At 70.8% G+C, this 16,907-nt stretch carries 15 protein-coding genes and 1 pseudogene; 9 read left to right on the plus strand and 7 right to left on the minus strand.

All coding sequences use genetic code 11. The annotated features are described in order from the left end of the window. The first annotated feature begins 31 nt into the window (after positions 1–31). Positions 32–556 carry a hypothetical protein gene (locus tag WBN91_RS00625; protein WP_337721881.1) on the plus strand — a complete coding sequence of 175 codons (525 nt, stop codon included), beginning with the start codon at positions 32–34 and terminating at the stop codon, positions 554–556. Between the two features lie 345 nt (positions 557–901). Continuing rightward, positions 902–1,996 (plus strand): DUF3103 family protein, encoded by a 1,095-nt coding sequence (locus tag WBN91_RS00630; RefSeq protein WP_337721882.1) that lies wholly within the window; start codon positions 902–904, stop codon positions 1,994–1,996. Between the two features lie 393 nt (positions 1,997–2,389). Here WBN91_RS00630 and WBN91_RS00635 read toward each other — a convergent pair whose 3' ends face one another. After that, positions 2,390–4,804 carry an SdrD B-like domain-containing protein gene (locus WBN91_RS00635; protein WP_337721883.1) on the minus strand — a complete coding sequence of 805 codons (2,415 nt, stop codon included), beginning with the start codon at positions 4,802–4,804 and terminating at the stop codon, positions 2,390–2,392. Between the two features lie 238 nt (positions 4,805–5,042). Between WBN91_RS00635 and WBN91_RS00640 the strand changes: the two genes are divergently transcribed. Next, positions 5,043–5,741 (plus strand): hypothetical protein, encoded by a 699-nt coding sequence (locus WBN91_RS00640; RefSeq protein WP_337721884.1) that lies wholly within the window; start codon positions 5,043–5,045, stop codon positions 5,739–5,741. A 10-nt stretch (positions 5,742–5,751) separates the two neighbouring features. Here WBN91_RS00640 and WBN91_RS00645 read toward each other — a convergent pair whose 3' ends face one another. Then, complete coding sequence (locus WBN91_RS00645) at positions 5,752–7,071, minus strand: right-handed parallel beta-helix repeat-containing protein (protein WP_337721885.1); 1,320 nt, start codon at positions 7,069–7,071, stop codon at positions 5,752–5,754. Between the two features lie 94 nt (positions 7,072–7,165). Between WBN91_RS00645 and WBN91_RS00650 the strand changes: the two genes are divergently transcribed. Then, the gene (locus tag WBN91_RS00650) at positions 7,166–8,311 is read left to right on the plus strand and encodes a Dyp-type peroxidase (RefSeq protein ID WP_337721886.1); all 1,146 of its coding nucleotides are present in this window, start codon (positions 7,166–7,168) and stop codon (positions 8,309–8,311) included. A gap of 210 nt (positions 8,312–8,521) precedes the next feature. Here WBN91_RS00650 and WBN91_RS00655 read toward each other — a convergent pair whose 3' ends face one another. Beyond that, positions 8,522–9,367, minus strand: coding sequence for an SDR family NAD(P)-dependent oxidoreductase (locus WBN91_RS00655; RefSeq protein ID WP_337721887.1), 846 nt, complete (start codon positions 9,365–9,367; stop codon positions 8,522–8,524). A 152-nt stretch (positions 9,368–9,519) separates the two neighbouring features. On the opposite strand from WBN91_RS00655, the pseudogene WBN91_RS00660 reads away from it, so the two are divergent. Continuing rightward, positions 9,520–9,789, plus strand: a pseudogene (locus WBN91_RS00660) (helix-turn-helix domain-containing protein); the annotation flags it as partial. On the opposite strand, the gene WBN91_RS00665 reads toward WBN91_RS00660, so the two are convergent. The 3 genes from WBN91_RS00665 to WBN91_RS00675 form a co-directional block, all read right to left on the minus strand. Continuing rightward, positions 9,671–10,051, minus strand: a complete 381-nt coding sequence (locus tag WBN91_RS00665; protein WP_337721888.1) for a hypothetical protein — start codon at positions 10,049–10,051, stop codon at positions 9,671–9,673. The pseudogene WBN91_RS00660 and the gene WBN91_RS00665 overlap by 119 nt on opposite strands. A 206-nt stretch (positions 10,052–10,257) precedes the next feature. Continuing rightward, complete coding sequence (locus tag WBN91_RS00670) at positions 10,258–10,554, minus strand: hypothetical protein (protein WP_337721889.1); 297 nt, start codon at positions 10,552–10,554, stop codon at positions 10,258–10,260. A gap of 193 nt (positions 10,555–10,747) precedes the next feature. After that, positions 10,748–11,581, minus strand: coding sequence for an AfsR/SARP family transcriptional regulator (locus WBN91_RS00675; RefSeq protein ID WP_337721890.1), 834 nt, complete (start codon positions 11,579–11,581; stop codon positions 10,748–10,750). Here WBN91_RS00675 and WBN91_RS00680 point away from each other — a divergent pair. Together WBN91_RS00680 and WBN91_RS00685 are read left to right on the plus strand one after the other, a co-directional pair. Next, positions 11,580–11,735 carry a DUF1059 domain-containing protein gene (locus WBN91_RS00680; protein ID WP_337721891.1) on the plus strand — a complete coding sequence of 52 codons (156 nt, stop codon included), beginning with the start codon at positions 11,580–11,582 and terminating at the stop codon, positions 11,733–11,735. The genes WBN91_RS00675 and WBN91_RS00680 overlap by 2 nt on opposite strands. Positions 11,736–11,834: 99 nt before the next feature. After that, positions 11,835–12,005 carry a hypothetical protein gene (locus WBN91_RS00685; RefSeq protein WP_337721892.1) on the plus strand — a complete coding sequence of 57 codons (171 nt, stop codon included), beginning with the start codon at positions 11,835–11,837 and terminating at the stop codon, positions 12,003–12,005. A 27-nt stretch (positions 12,006–12,032) separates the two neighbouring features. Here the strand turns inward: WBN91_RS00685 and WBN91_RS00690 are convergent, their stop codons facing one another. Further along, positions 12,033–12,929 carry an SDR family NAD(P)-dependent oxidoreductase gene (locus WBN91_RS00690; RefSeq protein WP_337721893.1) on the minus strand — a complete coding sequence of 299 codons (897 nt, stop codon included), beginning with the start codon at positions 12,927–12,929 and terminating at the stop codon, positions 12,033–12,035. Positions 12,930–13,056: 127 nt separating this feature from the next. Here WBN91_RS00690 and WBN91_RS00695 point away from each other — a divergent pair, with 127 nt between their 5' ends. Then, a complete protein-coding gene (locus tag WBN91_RS00695; RefSeq protein ID WP_337721894.1) occupies positions 13,057–13,743 on the plus strand; it encodes a TetR/AcrR family transcriptional regulator in 687 nt (228 codons plus the stop codon). 244 nt (positions 13,744–13,987) lie between these two features. Next, positions 13,988–16,711, plus strand: coding sequence for a COG1470 family protein (locus tag WBN91_RS00700; protein WP_337721895.1), 2,724 nt, complete (start codon positions 13,988–13,990; stop codon positions 16,709–16,711). Positions 16,712–16,907 lie beyond the last annotated feature (196 nt).

Raw genomic sequence — 16,907 nt, forward strand, 5'->3', positions numbered from 1 at the left:
TCACCAAGAGGTGCTGACCCAAGGAGATTTCATGAACGGGGCAGGAAAGCTCGGTAGGCTCGGCCTCGCCATCACCGCTGTGATCGCGAGCGTCGCTGTGAGCGTCACGCCGGCACGCGCGGACGGAATCGTGCGCTACGAAAACGTGGGCAACCCTGGCTGGTGCATGAGTGCCGTTTCCGGCGATGTGACGCTCAACTACGTGTTGCTCGTGCGCTGCAACAACAATGATAGCCGCCAGCGGTGGTTGTGGTCCGTCCAGCCGACCGGGCCGATGGCCGGCATGATCATGCTGAGTGAGTCCAGCTACCCCAGGGTGTACTGCCTGACGGCTATCAACGGGTATGCCGCAATTGACACGTGCAATGTCAACAACAACAACAACCAGTACTGGAGCGTGTGGGGCCAGAACGGCTGGGTGGTCTACCAACTGGCGAATACCCTCCAGTGCCTCCGACCGTTCAACACCGATGTGATCGGGTCCAGCTACTACATCGGGTTGCAGACATGCCCCGTCCGGACGAACGTGCCGAACATCTTTGCGTGGCGCTATTAGCACGCGCCCCTCACCGTCACCTCGAACCCGTCACCACGACCCGACGAGCACCGACGGAGCGCCCCTTCCACGGGCGGGCTTCGCCGTATCCATCCGCTCTCTCATTCGCTGCGGACCGGTGCCCACGCGGTCGCACCACCGAAGCAGTACCCCGACCGAGTTGCAGCGCCCTTTCAGTCCAACATGAACTAGTCGGATCGATCCAGCGGCGAGCCGTGCACACAGACGTCCAACGGCGTGGACATCGGGGTTCCCCATTGACAACCTGCCGGGAAAGTTCGTGTAATTCTTTCAGATACCACTCCCCCGCCCGCCCCTGCACGCAGAGCAAAGGGAGGTATAGCCGTGTCCCCGTCACGCCCAATCCGGTTCGTGGTCTCGACGGTCGGCGTCCTCGCGGTCACCGCCGGCCTGGTGACCGCGCCGGCGCACGCCGCGCCCACCGAGGCCCCCGCACCCACAGGCTCCGTCACCGCGATCACCGACCGGATCGCCGCACGACTGGCAAGCGAGTTCGCCGACGAGGCGCGGCGGGCCGGCCTGCTGTCGGCCACCTCGACCCACGCCGTGCCCCTCGCGCGCGCCGCCGGTGACACGGCGCTCGGCCGGGCCGTGCGCGAAGCCGACCGGGCGGTCCTGGCCGCCAAGGGGCTGACGCAGGACGGCACTTCCCTGCTCACGATCCGCCTCGCGCACGCCGACATGGCAGCCGCACTGCGCCGCGGCACCGAGCCGCTGGTCGCGTCCTCCCCCACCGACGACGCGGCGACGACCGTGACGGCTTACGACCTCGCGGGCCGGCGGGTGGCATTGGCCGCCGACCGGGTGCCGCTGCGCCCGGTGTACCTGATCGAGGTCGACACGGCGACCGCGCTGGCCAAGGGCGCGGAAGTGCTGCGCTCAACCCTGTCGCAGCGGGGCCTGTCCCCCGCCTCGGTCGCACCCGCCTCGGGGTACTGGGCCACGCAGCTCAAGTCGATCCGCCTGGAGGACGACAAAGAGCCGTGGCACAAGGGTGACGCGGAGATCTTCACGATCACCGCCGGGTTCGGCCTGGACGGCAAGGTCAAGGTCGACACGGTTCAGCTGCCCTACCTCGACGAGGACGGCAAGACCTACTACCCCAACCAGCTCCTGGTCCACTTCTCCGAGTACAAGTACAACCTCGCCGACATCGTCATGATGGAGGAGGACGGCGGCACCAACTACCGCGACCTCGCCCTCGCGCTCACCCAGGCGTTGCTGACCATCGTCGACGGCGGCGCCTACATCCCGCTGGTCAACGCGATCATCAACGCCCTGCCGGACGACTGGTGGACCGACGACCCGGACTACGTCGACTCCTGGTACACCCTGTCGACCGCGACCGGCGGCACCCTGCGCGGCGCGGCGGGCAACGGCACGATGACCGTCGCCCCCTACTGGGTCGCGCCGCTGTAGCGCGATCACCCGGCGGATCGCCGTTGGCCCAGCCTCACGTGGTGGGGCGGAGCCCGCGGTGTCGATGGCGCTCCGGGACTCACCGCGGCCCCGCAACACGGTCACGGTCAGAAAGCTCTCGGCCAACGGCGACCTGCCCGCCCCTCTGGGCGATTTCCCGGACTGTGCCCACACCGCCGCGGAACTGCTCCACCAGCGCGACCTACCCGCCGGCGCCGCGACCTGCGGCTGCCACCCGCCCGGTCAGGTTCAGCGGTGCCTGGAATGGCTCCGAGCAGTGGGGCGGGTGCTCGGGCTTCTTCAGCGACCCGGACGGCTACCTGTGGAAGGTCGTCACCGCCTCCTGAACGAGGTCTGCCCGCCCGCGCGACCCGGCGGGCGGGCAGGCCTCGTTCAGCCCTGCTTGGTACGGCGCTTGCGGCTCACGAACGCCAGTGCCACGCCCACGCCGAGGGCCAGGACCCCGGCGAGGACCACCCAAGGCAGACCGGACGAGACACCGGTGGACGCCAGCGGCCCCTTGTTGGACGTCGTCGTCGTCGGCACGGTCGTGGTCGTCGGCGGAGTCGTCGTGGTCGGCTCCGGCTCCGGGACGTGCACGCCGGCGTCGATGGTGTGGTCGACTTCGCCGGGGTTGGCCGGCGCGGTGACGGGCGCGTACCCGTCGCACAGCTGTCCGCTGGTCGGCGGGACCACGTTGTTGTCGTGCACCCGGTCCGTGCCGACCACGGGGAGCGTGAACCGCAGGTCGCCGGCGGGCGGCCGGCCCGGCACCTTGCCGGTGTCCGCCGTGCACACGTTGAACCGCACCGTGTACTCCGCGCCCCGGGTGAGTTCGTACGCGGCGCCGACCCCGCCGAAGTAGTACTCGCCCGCCGCGTCGGTCCTGGTCGTGGCGACCTGCTTGCCGGTGGCGTCCAGCAGGGTGATCGTCGCGCCGGGCAGCCGCACGTCCGCCGGGTCCTGGACGCCGTTGCGGTCCCCGTCGAACCACACCAGGTTGCCGATCTGGATGGGCGCGTTCGCCGCCTGGTACGCGACGGCCCCGAGCCCGCCCGCCTTGCCGAACCCGTTGTTCGGGCTGCGCCCGACGAACTCGTACCCGTTGGCGGTCGAGTCGTTGCCCGGCCCCAGGCCGGTCGTGACGTGGTAGTAGCCGGTTCCGGCGGTGGCGGCGTTGACCGTCGGGTCCATCTGCGTGCTGATGACCCATTGCTGCTGCGGCACATACGCGACCGACCCCAACGCGGACTCCTGGTGCGCCGCGGGGTTGCGGAAGTAGTCGCCGGGGAAGTACTCGACGACGTCGCCCGCCTGGCCGGCGGTGTTGTCGGGTTTCGCGTGGTTGGCGCAGTTCCCGGTGCCCTCCCACGAGTAGCCGCCGGAGGGGTTGGCGCAGGCCATGTTGATGTCGCCGCCGGCGAACCCGCGTTCCGTGCCGGGCACGCCGGGGCGCGGGTCGAAGGAGTCCCAGCCCACCACGTCCATGAACCGGTCGCGGAACCCGAGGATCATCGACCCGTCGCGCGCGAAGGCCAGGCTGGCCAGTTGCGGCTGCGGATCGATGAGCACGCCCTGGTTGTTCACGTCGTGCTTGTCCCACGTGGCAAGGGAGCTGTCCCACGGGTTCCAGCGGTCGGTCTGGCCGGCGATGGTCTGGTTGACGAGGACCTCGCCGCGCTTGAAGTTCAACGGCTGGGTCAGCACCGTGGTGAACCTCGTGCCGTCGTAGGTGTAGACGACGGCCTTCAGGTCCGAGCGGTTCTTCGTGCTCTCCGCGTTGCACACACCGCCGACGTACAGGGTGCTGTCGTGTGCGGTGACGCTGAACGGCCGCCAGTCGGTGGGCGCCGCGCAACCCGGGTCCGGGATCGGCACCGTGGCCGCGGGCGCCGACGCGGTGGCCCCGGTGGCGTCGAAGCTGACCAGGCTGCGGGTCAGCAGGTTCACCGCGTACAGCGTGGCGCCGTCCTCGGACAGGGCCAGGCCGCCGATGCTCTCCTTGCCGGGGGCTTCGGTGAACCCGCCGTCCTTGCGCATGTTGCCGGTGTCGTGGGGTGTCAGCACGGCGTTCGGCACCTTCGCGAACAGGGCCGGCGCGCCGCCGCCGTCGACCGGCACGGTGTAGATCGCGTCGCCGCCCTCCGGCCCGTACGCGGCGTGCCGCCGGGCGAACGCGCCCTGGAACAGCCGGCGCCGATCCGTGTCGTAGGCCAGCCCGTACGTCGTGCCCACCTGGTCCTGGGTGGCGAGCGTGGTCGGGCACCCGACGTCGGTCGGGCACGTGCCTCGGGTGTCCAGCCCGAACGCCACCAGCGCCCGGTTGTCCTCGCCGTTGGCGCTCTTCTGGATCGGCACGAAGTACCGGGAGTCCGGCAACGTGTGGTGGTCGGGGTTCCAGACGCCGGTGATCACCGAGTCGTCCTTGCCGTCCGCCACGTCGACGAACGTGGTGAAGCTGTCGAAGTGGTTGGCCGCCGTCGAGGCGGGCGCCGCTCGCAGGTAGTCGCTGTAGGGCTCCGGAACGGTGACGTCGACGCCGTAGTGGCCGCCGCGCAGCGCGCTGGACGGCGGCACGACGACCTTTCCGGTGGCGTCGGTGACGCCGGTGACGTGGTGGCCTTCGCGGTCGGAGACGTCGACTTCCATCCCCTGCTGCGGCACGTCCATAGTCGTGTTGATCACGCCCGTGCCGAAGAAGTCCCGCAGCACCTGGACCGTCAGCGTGCCGTCCGGCGGTGACGCGGCGGCGGTCCCCGTCACCCCGGTGATCCCGCTGCCGGTCAACAACAGACCGGCCAACCCCACCCGCGCCAGTCTCCCCGGTCTTGTCCGGGTTCTCCGGCTCATCGCATCCTCTCGTAGCAGTGGTGGTGAACCGCGACAGACAACCAGAACAGTGTTATGGACGGGGCCGGCGTTCGGGTGAAACACGGGGGTGTGCAGGCCGGCGTGCCTGTTAGCATCCCGCCGCGTGCCCAAAACCCAAGTCCGGCAACGCTTTCCGCGGTCCCGTCGCCGCCTTTTTGCGGTCGCCGTCGGCGTCGTGGCCGCGGTCGCGGTCGGGGTGACCGCGTTCCTGGTCGTCTCCCGCCCGGAACCCACCGGGCCGCGCGCGTTGACCTCGGACGAGGTGAACCGGCTCGCGATCACGCGGTTCCGCAACTTCGAGTCCGGGGGCCGCGCGGTGACGATCACCGTGCCGACCACGGCCGGCGGGCTGGTTCTCACCGGGTCCGTCGATTACCGAGCGGGGCTCGGTTACGGGGTCGTGCGCGGCACGGGGCGCGACACGTCCAGCAACGGGCTGATCCAGTGGAACTCCGGCACCGTGTTCGTCCACCCGGTGGCGGACGCCCCCGAAGAGGCGCCGGCGTCGCCGCCGGGATCGGGGTGGCACCGCCGTCCGCTGCGCACGTCCGGCAGCGCGCTGGACAGCTCGCTGCTCATCGCGCTCAGCCTCGGCAGCGACCGGCCCGACAACGCCGAGCTGCTGCCGCAGAACGGCGCCGCCTGGGTCGGGCGGGACGAGGTGCGCGGCCACCGGGTCGACGTCCTGAGCGGTCCCGCCGCGCGCGGCCGGCCCGGCACCGCCGGGAACGTCCGCTACTGGGTCGACGCGGACGGCACGATGCACCGCGTGCAGGCGGACGTGGACTCCGAGCCGCACCCGGTGGTCATCGAGTTCGACACCCGCGACTACGTCCCGGTCCAGCCCGTGCCCGGCGCGACCCCGACGCGGTGAACGCCGCCGCTCAGGACGTGCGCACCACGGCGTGATCGGCGAGCAGCGACCGCGACGGCAACGGGATCGCGGCGATGTCCGGCAGCGCGGGAACAGCCGGAACGGCGGTCGGGCCGGCGGTGGCGGCGTTCGGGAACTGTGGCTGCGCGGCGGGCGCGGCCACGTCGGTGAACGGGATGCCGCGGGGCGGCGTCGGCCACGTCCACGTGCCGGACGGTGTGGGCTGGTCGGCGACCGGGCAGGGCGCGGTCACCGCGAGCTGCTCGGGCACCGTCCTGGCGAGGGCGTTGCCGCGCAGGCAGTTCCCCCGGCCCCGGGTGGCGGTGGGGAACGTCCAGCCGACGTCGACACCGTTGGCGCTGAACGTGTTGTCCACGATCTGGTTGCCGTTCGGCGGGATGTCGGCGGTCGCGGTGATCACCAGCCCGGCGTTGGCGTTGCCGTCGATCAGGTTGCGGACGACCTGGTTGTCGCTCCCACCGTCGATGCCGACGCCGATGCCCCACCCGCCGTCCGCCTGCTCGGGCGTCGCGCCCTGCTGGTTGGCCGCGATCAGGTTGCCCGCGACGTGGGCGCCCTCCTGCGGGAGCAGCTTCTCCTGGTGGTCGGAGTTGGTGGTGAGCCCGACCCGGTTGCCCGCGAAGCGGTTGCCCACCACGTACATCTCGCCGCTCGCGTTCGTGCCCTCGTAGCCGACCGCGTTGAGTTCGGCGACGTTGTCCCGCACCACGATGCGGCAGGGTTTGCACTGCCCGACGTAGATCCCGGAGTCGGCCGAACCCGACGCGTAGGAGTGCTCGATGACGCCGTCCTGGGCCGAGAACGCGTAGATGCCGTACAACCCGTTGCGGGTGGCGGTGACGTGCGAGACCAGGAACGACTTGAGGAAGGTGACCGGCTCGTCGCCTGTGTCGTAGCCGCCCTGACCCGGGGTTCCGGTGGCGGCGGACGCCGAACCGGTGACCAGGACGCCGTTCTGCGTGTTGTTCCGCACCGTCAGGTTCTGCACGGCCACCCCGGGCGCGGTGACCACGATGCCGTTGGGCTGCTTCAACCGCCCGTCGACGACGACCTCGTCCCGCGACTCGCCGCGCAGTGTGACCCGCGCTTTGTCGACCTTCACCGCCTCGTGGTACACCCCCGGCCCCACCAGGACCAGATCACCCGGCTGGGCGAGCGACACCGCGGCGGAGATCGTCGGCGCGTCGGACGGCACCCGGATCGTCACGTTCGTGCCGGCCGGTCGGGTCCCGGCGGCCGGTCCGTCGGCGGCGCCGCAGCCCGCCAGCGCCAACGCCGACACCACCGCGATCGCGGCAAGACGAAGCATGTGCCCCAGTCTGGCACGGGCAGCGGATTCGCCTGCGGCAGGGCGAAGACGGGCGGTTCGCCTGCGGCAGGGCGGATCTGGCACTCTCCACACCGTGCGCCGAGCCGACGACCACCCGTCACGCCGCACGTTCCTCGGCGCGGGCGCCGCCGCCGTGCTGGCCGCGGGCCTCACCGCGGCGTGCGAACCGGGTGCCGCCCGACCGGGTCCGGCCGGCGGGCCCGAAGCGGTGCCGCCGACAGGTCCGCACCAAGCGGGAATCGCGCTCCCCCGCGAAGCCCAGCCCAACCTGCTGGTCGTGGTGGCCGACCTCGTCGACGACGTGGCGGTCGGGCCTCTGCTGGCCGAACTCGGCGAGGCCGTTCGCGCGCTCACCGCGGGGACCGATGCCCGGCTGCTGGGCCTGCCGCCGGGCGACCTCACCGTGACGATCGGCGTCGGCCCCCGACTGGTGCGCGCGGCCGACCCCGCGTTGCCCGGCGCCACGGACCTCCCGCGGTTCTCCCGCGAGGCGATCGCCCCGTCCGCCCGCGGCGGCGACCTGCTGGTGCAGATCTGCGCGAGCGACCCGGTCCTCCTCTCGGTCGTCGCCGCCGCGTTGCTGGGCCAAGCGGGTGACCGCGTGCGCGAGCGCTGGCGGCAGTCGGGCCGGCGCGGTTCGGCCGTCCCGGTGAACCAGGAGATCACCGCGCCGCGCAACGTGTTCGGCTTCGTCGACGGCATCGTGGGCCCGCACACGACCGCCCACCAGGGCCGGGACCTGTGGCTGGCCGGACCCGCCGCGGTCGCGGGCGGCACGATCGCCGTGCTGCGGCGCATGGAACTCGACCTGCGGGCGTTCGCCGCGTTGCCGGTCGAGGCACAGGAAGCGGTCTTCGGCCGACACCGGGACAGCGGCACACCGCTCTCCGGCGGCACCATCGCCACCGACCCGGACCTCGGCGCGAAGACACCCGACGGCCGCTACCTGATCCCAGCCGACGCCCACCTCCGCCGAGCGCACTCCGCGGTGGTCGGCGTCGGCCTCATGCTGCGCCGCTCCTACAGCATCGACGACCCCGCGCCCGGCCTGCTGTTCATCAGCTTCCAGAACGACATCCGAACCTTCACCAACACCCTCACCCGCATGGACAACGGCGACGCACTGCTGCCCTTCACCACCACCACCGCAAGCGCGACCTTCCTTGTCCTGCCTGGGTTCGACCAGCAGAAGCCACTCGGCGCCACGCTGTTCGGCTGATCCCCTGGTTCAGCGGCGGGTGAAGGCCTAACTGCCGACGCTGCCCGTCCGGCAAGTGTGGATTTTGAGCAGCGTGGAAGTCCCGTGCCGTACCGCGACACCTCTTCACGACCGACGAACCGTCCACCTCCGCAGGCGCGACCGTGCCTGCCCAGGCGGCGGTGTGGCGAACTGATCGTCCGCCTCCCGCTCGAGCGGTTCGCAGCATCGCTAGGCGGACAGGTAGCCGCCGGTCGCGTCGAGGTCGTGGCCTACGACCGCGCTGGCGTCGCCGGAGGCCAAGAACATGATCACCTTCGCGATCTCCTCGGGCCGCACGATCCGCTTGATCGGGTAGTCCTGCGCGATCTGCTCGTAGGTCAGGTCGAACGCCTCCGCCGCACGGCGCAGCATCGGGGTGTCGACGGCACCGGGTGCGAGCGCGTTGACGCGGATGCCGTCCGCCGCGTACTCGAGCCCGGCGACTTTGGTGAGCGACGCGACCGCGTGCTTGCTCGCGTTGTACGGCGCGATCGTGGCCCACCCGACCTCCGCGGAGACCGACGCGGTGTTCACGATGGCGCCGCCGCCCTGCTCGAGCATGCGTGGGATCTCGTACTTCATACCGAGGAAGACACCGGCGGCGTTGGTGCGCCACACCGACTCCAGATCGGCGAGTGTCTGCTCGTGCAGGCGGACGGCCCGCGGGCTCTCGATGCCGGCGTTGTTCACGGCGATGTCGAGGCTTCCGTACCGGCGGACGCAGGCGGCCACGAGATCGCGGACCTGGGCCTCGTCGCGGACATCGGCGCGGCGGTAGGTCGCGTCGCCGCCCGCGTCACGGATGGCAGCCGCGACCTGGTTGCCGAGTGTCTCGCGGCGGCCACAGAAGAACACCTTCGCACCCTCGGCGGCGAAGGCACGGGCGGCGGCCTCGCCGATACCGGAGGTGGCGCCGGTGATCAGCACGACCTTGCCGGCGAACCGGCCGGATCGGGACACGGCCGCAGCCGTGCCGGCGGTGACGGCCGTGCCGGTCGCGACGGCGACGACGGTGGCGGCGCCAGTGGTGAGCATCTTCCTACGGGATGGCAGCCCTTCGAGGCCCTGCTTGGTCATGTCCCCCAGGCAAGCAGCGAAAACTCACCGCCGGCCAATACCTGCGCTCATACATTTCGGGCATCGACGGTCGCTTTGGATGGTGACATCCGCGTGCTCGCTGCTTCGTCGCCGTGGCCGAGCAGCTGAGCTTCACCCAGGTCGCCCGGGACCTCCAGGTCGCGCAACCGTCGCCGTCGCGGCAGGTCCGCCGGCTGGAGACCCGGCTCGGCGTCGACCTGTTCACCCGCCCGAAGGTCTGGCACGAAGCCGACCTCAACGTCAAAGCACACCCGGGAGCACCACCCGCCGCCGCCTGCTGTGCACACCGGGGCCGACGAAGTCCAGGATGGTCGCCGAGTAGTAGTAGAAGCAGGCCAGTTCGCCGACCAGCGCGCTGAACCGGGCGTCCCCGGAGGTCGGGACCATCTCGCGGATCAGCCGGCGTAGGCCGTCCGCGTCGACGTCGGACCCGCGGACCTGATCGCACACCAGCAGGAACGGGCTGAGGTGGGGTTCGGCGTCCGGGCGTCGGGCCGCCACCGCGACCGCGCGGGTCTTGCGCCGCACGTCGTCCGCGACCAGCCTGCTCATCACGCGCGCGAGCCCGGTCGGCAGTGTCGCGTCCTGCACTGGGATGACGCCCAGGGTGACCCGCTGCATCGCCGGGGCCATCGGGAGGTGGGGTGTGACCGGAGTGGGCGCACGCCGCGAGGGCGGTGACGTGGAACTGCTGAGGCGTCGCGCCTCCTTGTGAGGCCAACGGGCCACAACCACCTCCCTCACATGATCTGCGGGACCAGACTGGCCCGTCACCTACTGGAGTCGATTACCGGGTCACCCCTCCGAGACACACCGCCAGAGGCGGGCTAGACCATTTCCTCCCGGGCCACGTCCAGGTTCGTGAAGTGCACCGGGCCATCGCAGAGCGCGGCCATCTCCTTGGCGAACCTGTCGACCTCGGGCCGGCTGGAGTTGCGCATCGCCTCCTCGTAGGACGGGAACTCGACGATCTCGACGTAGTGGTTCGGGCGGTCGTGGTCGGCCGTCAGCACCGCCCTCGTCACAGTCGACTCGCCGCCGCTCTCCTCGCGCCACCGGTCCAGCAGGCGGTTGATCTCCTCGGGCTTGTGGGTCTCGTACTCGATCAGCTGGATGAACTTCACGACCGGCTCCCGTCTGGAGTGGACCCCCTCGATCCACCAGGGTGCGCCTTCCGGCTCAAGGTCGCCACGGCACAGGACCGGTGCCGGGGGCCTCGCCGCGACGTCTACATCGAACACTCGTCGACCGGCAGTCCAGGCGATGCCGGGTGGAGTGTCACGCCGCAACCGTTCGCACACCACGAGTTCGCGGGCTTCAGCCGCCGAGCAGGAGGTGGTAGGCGGCCTGGGTCTCGGCGCTCGGGTCGACGCCGAGTTCACCGGCCAGCAGGCGACGGCAGCGCTCGTAGGCGCGGAGACCTTCCGCGCGGTTGCCGGCATCGAGGTGCACGCGCATCAGCCGCACGTGCCCGGACTCGCGGAACGGCTCCAGTAGTACCGCCTCCTCCGCGCGCCGCAGCGCGTTGTGCAGGTCACCACGAGCGTGCAGCACGTCGGTCGAGATCTCCAGCGCGTGCACCAGGGTCAGCCGCAGCACGGCCCGCGCGTGGTCCAGCCACAACGCCTCCTCGCCGGGCAGCAGGGGCTGGCGCGCGAGGTTGGCGGCGGTCTCGGCGGCGGGCAGGGCCTCGTCCGGACGCCCGGCGCGCATCGCGACCTCGGCGTGTTCGAGGTGCCCGGCCGCCGCGTGCACGTCGACCTCCACCCACCGGGGGAGCCTGAGCTCGTAGCCGCCCTGGCCGGTGGCGAGGACGTCCGGATCGGTCAGTCCCACGCGGACGAGCAGGGCGCGCAGCTTCGAGACCAGTGCGGCGAGGTTGCGCTCCCAGCCGTCCGGCGGCGCGCCGCACCAGACCACGCCGGCGAGTTCGTCCCGGGTGACCGGCCGCCGCTGGATCGCCAGGTACGCCAGCGCGAGCCTGCCCTGCCGTCCGGGGAACTCGGAGCCGCGTACCAGCACCGTTCCGGCCCGGATGGTCATCAGACCCAGCAGTCGCAGGTGGACCCGCATGCCCGCCTCCAACATGACGCCAACATCGCGCCAACGGCCCTTCGTAGTGTCCCACTCGCGGGCGAAGGAGGCAGTCATGAGTCTGATCATCAATTGCGAGTGCGGGTACGTGGTGCGCGGCGAGACCGAGGACGAGTTGGTGGCGGACGCGCAGAAGCACGCACGGGACGTGCACGGCATGGAGATGACCCGCGAACAGGCGCTGTCGCTGGCGACGGTCGTGGAGGCCTGAGGTTTCACCCGTTCGGGCGCCTCTCCAGCGGAGGTCGGAGAGGCGCCGCACTTCTTGCCGGGCTGGGAACAAACCAACCGGTCGGTAGTTCAGAGCGCAGTGGTCTGGACGGACGATCCGATCTCGGTGCGCAGCCGGTCGGCGATGGCGAACGGTCTCGTGATCGACGGCACCGCTTTGGGGATCGACCAGGTCGTCGCGGTGGCGACCCGGCCGGCCGTGGCCTATGCCGCATTGCCCCATGCGTCCCGCATGGTGCCGCCAACATGACACGTTCACCGAAGTGTGCGGTCGCCTTCAGCCGACGGGGAACTTCACTCCGGTGAGTTCCTCCGACACGGTCCACAGTCGCTGCTGGGTGGCAACGTCGTAGGACAGCGGGCTGGAGACGACCACTTCGGGGTGACCGCGGTACCCGCCCAGCCCGTCGGGGCCGTAGTACTGGCCGCCGAGAGCGCCCGGATCGGTGGCGGCCCGCAGGATCGGGAGCGCGCCTCGCTCCGCGTTGTGGCTGATCAAGGGGGCGAGTGCACGGACGACGGCGGGAGAGTTGCGCACCAGCTCCGTGCTGGCCACGCCGGGGTGGGCGGCGATGGACGCGGTGGTGCCGTGCGGGGCGAGGCGGCGCTGAAGTTCGTAGGCGAACATCAGGTTGGCGAGCTTGGCTTGCCCGTAGGCCGCGACGCGGTCGTAGGAGTTCTCCCACTGTAGGTCGTCGAAGTGGATCGCCGCGCGGATGCGGTGGGCGACGCTCGCGACCGTCACCACCCGGGAGCCCTCGACCGGCAGCAGCAGGTCCAGCAGCAGGCCGGTGAACGCGAAGTGCCCGAGGTGGTTGGTGCCGAACTGCAACTCGAACCCGTCGCGGGTCGTCTGCCGGGGCGGGTACATGACGCCGGCGTTGTTGATCAGCAGGTCGATCTTCGGCAGGGTGGCGTGCAGATCGGCCGCCGCGGCGCGGACGGACTCCAGCGACGCGAGGTCCAGCTGCTGCACGGTGACGTCGGCTCCCGCGCCGAAGCGGGCCGCTGCCTGCCTGCCCTTTTCGACGTCGCGGACGGCCAGCACCACCGTGGCGCCGCGCTCGGCCAGCACCTTCGCGGTCTCGAACCCCAAGCCGGTGTTGGCACCGGTCACCACCGCCACCCGGCCCCGCTGGCCGGGGACGTCGCGGTCGGTCCAGTGTTCGCCCATGTCGCTTCCTTTGCTCGGCGGCCTTGCAGACCGGCGGTCTGTTATGCCTCCGACCGTAAGGAACCGGCGGTCTGTTGTCAAGAGACTGCCGGTCTCTAAACTCCGCGCGAAGCGTTACCCTGGGCACATGACCTTCCAGCGAGCGCGCAGCGCGGAGCAGCGAGAGGAGCGGCGTCGCACGATCCTCGACACGGCACTGGCGATGCTCGGCGAGATGCCGGTGGCCGAGGTGAGCCTGAACGAGCTCAGCCGCCGGGTCGGGCTGGCCAAGTCGAACGTGCTGCGCTACTTCGAATCCCGCGAGGCGGTGCTGCTCGAACTGCTCGAGCCGGCCCTGCGGAGCTGGCTGGCCGAGGTGGCGGACGAACTGGGCGCCGGCGTGGATCCGGACCGGCCCGCGCGGGACCGAGGAGACCGGTTCGCCGCGGTCGTGGCCCGCTCGCTGGCCCGGCGCACGGTGCTGTGCGACCTCATCAGTGCGCAGGCCGGAGTGCTGGAGCACAACGTGTCCGTCGAGGTTGTCGTGCGCCACAAGCGATCCGCGCTCGCGAGTCTCGACGCGATGGTCGAACTCCTCCGCCGGCACGTGCCGGAGGTCGGGGACGACGCGAAGCCGGTGTGCTTGCTGGCCATGATCATGGCCGGCGGGCTGTGGACGCACGCCCGGCCATCGGCCAGCGCGCTCGCCGCGTACGAAGCGGACCCGGTCGTGGCCGAGTTCCGGCTGGACATGGCGACCGCCTTGGAACACGGCCTCGCCACGCTGATCGCGGGGGCCGTGGCGCGCCACCATCGAACAGCACTCACAAACTGATCAACCAGCTCGATCATCACGAAGTTCTCCGCGCTGCCGACCACTCCGCCGATGTCGCCCGCGCGTTGAGCGCCGTTCGGATGCAACGCGACAAGAGCCTGCACATCCTGCTCGCACGTGGTGTCGAGGTCGCTGAACCTCCCGCGACCGCGTAACGGTGCTCGTCATGGGCGCGAATACTGAGATGGGCGTCACAACCGGTGGATCTGCTGCCGGGTGCCCAGGCGGTGAGCGGGTGGTTCCCATGCGTGAGCACGGACGTCGTTTGTGGGCGGCGACGGCGGCGGTGGTGTTGGCGGTGGGGTTGACGACGGCCGTCGCGGCGCCCGCGCAGGCGGCGCCTTCGCCGTATCCGTTCCCCCTGCCCGACTTCAGCCACACGTCGACGCCGCACGCGCCGCTGTTCAAGCCGAGGACGGAGGGGTTGACCCCGTTGCTCGTCGTCTACGGCACGTTCACCGACCTGACGAACGTGACCGAGACCGTGATCGAGGACAAGTTCTTCTCGATCTTCGAGTTCGGCACGGTCGCCGACTACTACCTCACCCACGGTTTCACCGTGCTGGTGCCGGTCGTCGAGTCCTCCGGCATCGCCGACAACGGCGTCATCACCGTCGACCTCGGCAAGTCCGCCGACGCGCTGGCGCTGGACCCGGCGCAGCGGCGGCGCAAGATGGTGGACCTCGCCGACCAGTTCATCGACTTCGCCCGCTACGACCGGGACAAGGACGGCACCGTCGAGGACACCGAGCTGTCCGTGGCCACCGTCTTCACCTCCCGTCCCGGGACCGACAACTGCGGGCAGGCGCGCGAGGTGGCGGCGGGCAACAAGCTCGACGGCAAGACGATCGGGTTCCGCACCGGCGACGGCGGCACCGCGACCAACGTGATCACCTTCGCCCACGAGCTGGCGCACCAGACCTACGACCTGTTCGACCACTACGGCTACGGCGTCGGCTCCTGGGACATCGCCGGGCCGACCTGCACCAGCGGAGAGGTCTGGTTCGAGCCGAACCCGTGGCACAAGATGCACATCGGGACCGAGAAGCCGCAGATCGTCACCTCGGACGGGTACGTCGTCATCTCCAACGACAGCCGGATCCGCCAGAGCTACCTGCTCTACGACCCGGGCCGCGGCACCGAGGACTACTTCCTCGTGGAGGCGCGGACCCCGCGCGCGAACACCTACAACCAGAGCGTGCCGGACACCGGTGTGGTCATCTGGCGCATCGATGAGCGCAATGTGCGCAGCGGCTTCGAGCACATCCGCGGCGTGGAGGTGATGCGGCCGGACGGCACGCGCGCGCCGGGCTGCGTCGACGAGGACGTCGACGGCATGGCCAACGAGGACCCGCCCGGCGGCGGCGACAGCGACAGCGATGGGCGCACCGACGAGGACGGCCCCGACGGCCAGCTGGACAACGACACCGACGGGCAGTCCAACGAGGACCCGCCCGGCGGCGGCGACAGCGACGGCGACGGCCGCACCGACGAGGACGGTCCCGACCCCGACACCGCGGTCTGTTCCGGCGGCACCGACACCGACGCGTGGGACCCGACCGACTCGAGGACCCCGAAGCGCGAGATGGACTACCCGTGGGCGGACAACACCCCGGCGAAGGTCGCGGTCCGCGCCATCGGCCGCCCGTTCTTCAACGACCCGGGGAACTCGGAGTGGCAGCAGGTGTACTTCGACGTGGCGGGCCCGGGCATCCTGGTCGACCCGGCCGACGCCAACGGCAACGCGCCCCGGCCCAGCGTCGCCCTCGGCGACTCGTTCGACCTGCCCGTCGCGGTGATGAACACCGGCGAGGCCACCGACACCTTCGACTTCAGCGCGCTCCTGCCGACTGGCTGGTCGGCCCCCACGCAGCGAATGACGCTCACCGCGGGGCAGCGGGCCACCGTCACCCTGCGGATCACGGTCCCGCAGAACACGGGCGTCCACCCGCACCGCATCTTCGTGCGGGGGCAGAGCGTCTCCGACGCCACCGTGCGCACCGACTACGACTTCCTGGTCGACGTGGTGAAGCGGCGGGCCGGCGTCTCCTATGTGGGTGACGTCTCGGTTGACCACTCCGACCCGGCCACGCTCTCCGCGGTGGTGACGGATCGGTCGACCGGTGCCCCGCTGAGCGGCAAGACCGTCACGTTCACGGTGTCCGACCAGGTCTTCACCGCGACCACCGGGGCTGACGGCATCGCCGGCGCCCAGTGGCTCGCCACGGTCGCGCCCGGGAGCTACGAGGTGCGGGTCGCGGTCGCCGAGGACGGCCTGCACGGGGCGACCGGCACCTTCGGGTCGGTCACCGTCGAGCCGGAGAACCTCACGGTGAGCGTGACCAGTCCGATGGTCCAGCCCGCCTCGGGCACGCTCGTGCTCAAGGCCTTGGACGAGCAGGACGGCTACCCCGCCGACCTCACCAAGGCGGGCGCGAGCATCACCCTGACCCCGACCCTGACGGCCGCACCGCAGACCTACTCGACGACATTCGACGCGGGCGGCAACGCGGTCGTCCCGCTGGGCGCCCCGGTTGATGTGTGGTCTCTGGCGGTCGCGGTCAGCGGCGACCACTTCACCGGCCCAGGCGTGACCGGCGAACTGGTGCTGTTCAACCCGGACGGCGCGGTGTACGGCACCGAACGCGGCACTGACACGGCAGGCGCGACGGTGCGGCTGACGACGTCGATCGTCTACCAGGACACGACCCCGGTCGGCTACGTCCGCATGGACGTGGGGACGAGCCGGTTCACGAGTGACAAGCCGCAGTGGCTCGTGGTGGTCGGCAACACGGCGATCTACCAGGCGGCTGGTGTGCTGAACGGTCAGCCGGCGGTCGTGCGCGGCAAGATCGTCGACGAGGGGAACGGCGGGGCCACCCAGGACCGGTTCACGGTGACGGTGGGCGCGTACAGCTCGGGAGAGGTCACGGCCAGGACAGGCAACCTGTTCGTCCGGATTGGCTGACGCAAGCGAGGCCCCCGCCCCCACGCGGGTGCAGCGGACCCCCAGCGAGGACGAGGGAAGTGGGGTTCACCGAGGTGCACCCGGGACGGTTACGGCGCTGGCGGCGGGTTGCCGTCAGACGCGCCGTCTCCCGTTCGAGCCAAGCGCTCGCGACTCGGATGTCGAACCGGCTTGCCGAGCGACTCCGCGTAGGCAA

Origin of the sequence: Saccharothrix sp. CCNWYY140, assembly GCF_037401995.1 — a bacterium.
GTDB lineage: Bacteria > Actinomycetota > Actinomycetes > Mycobacteriales > Pseudonocardiaceae > Actinosynnema.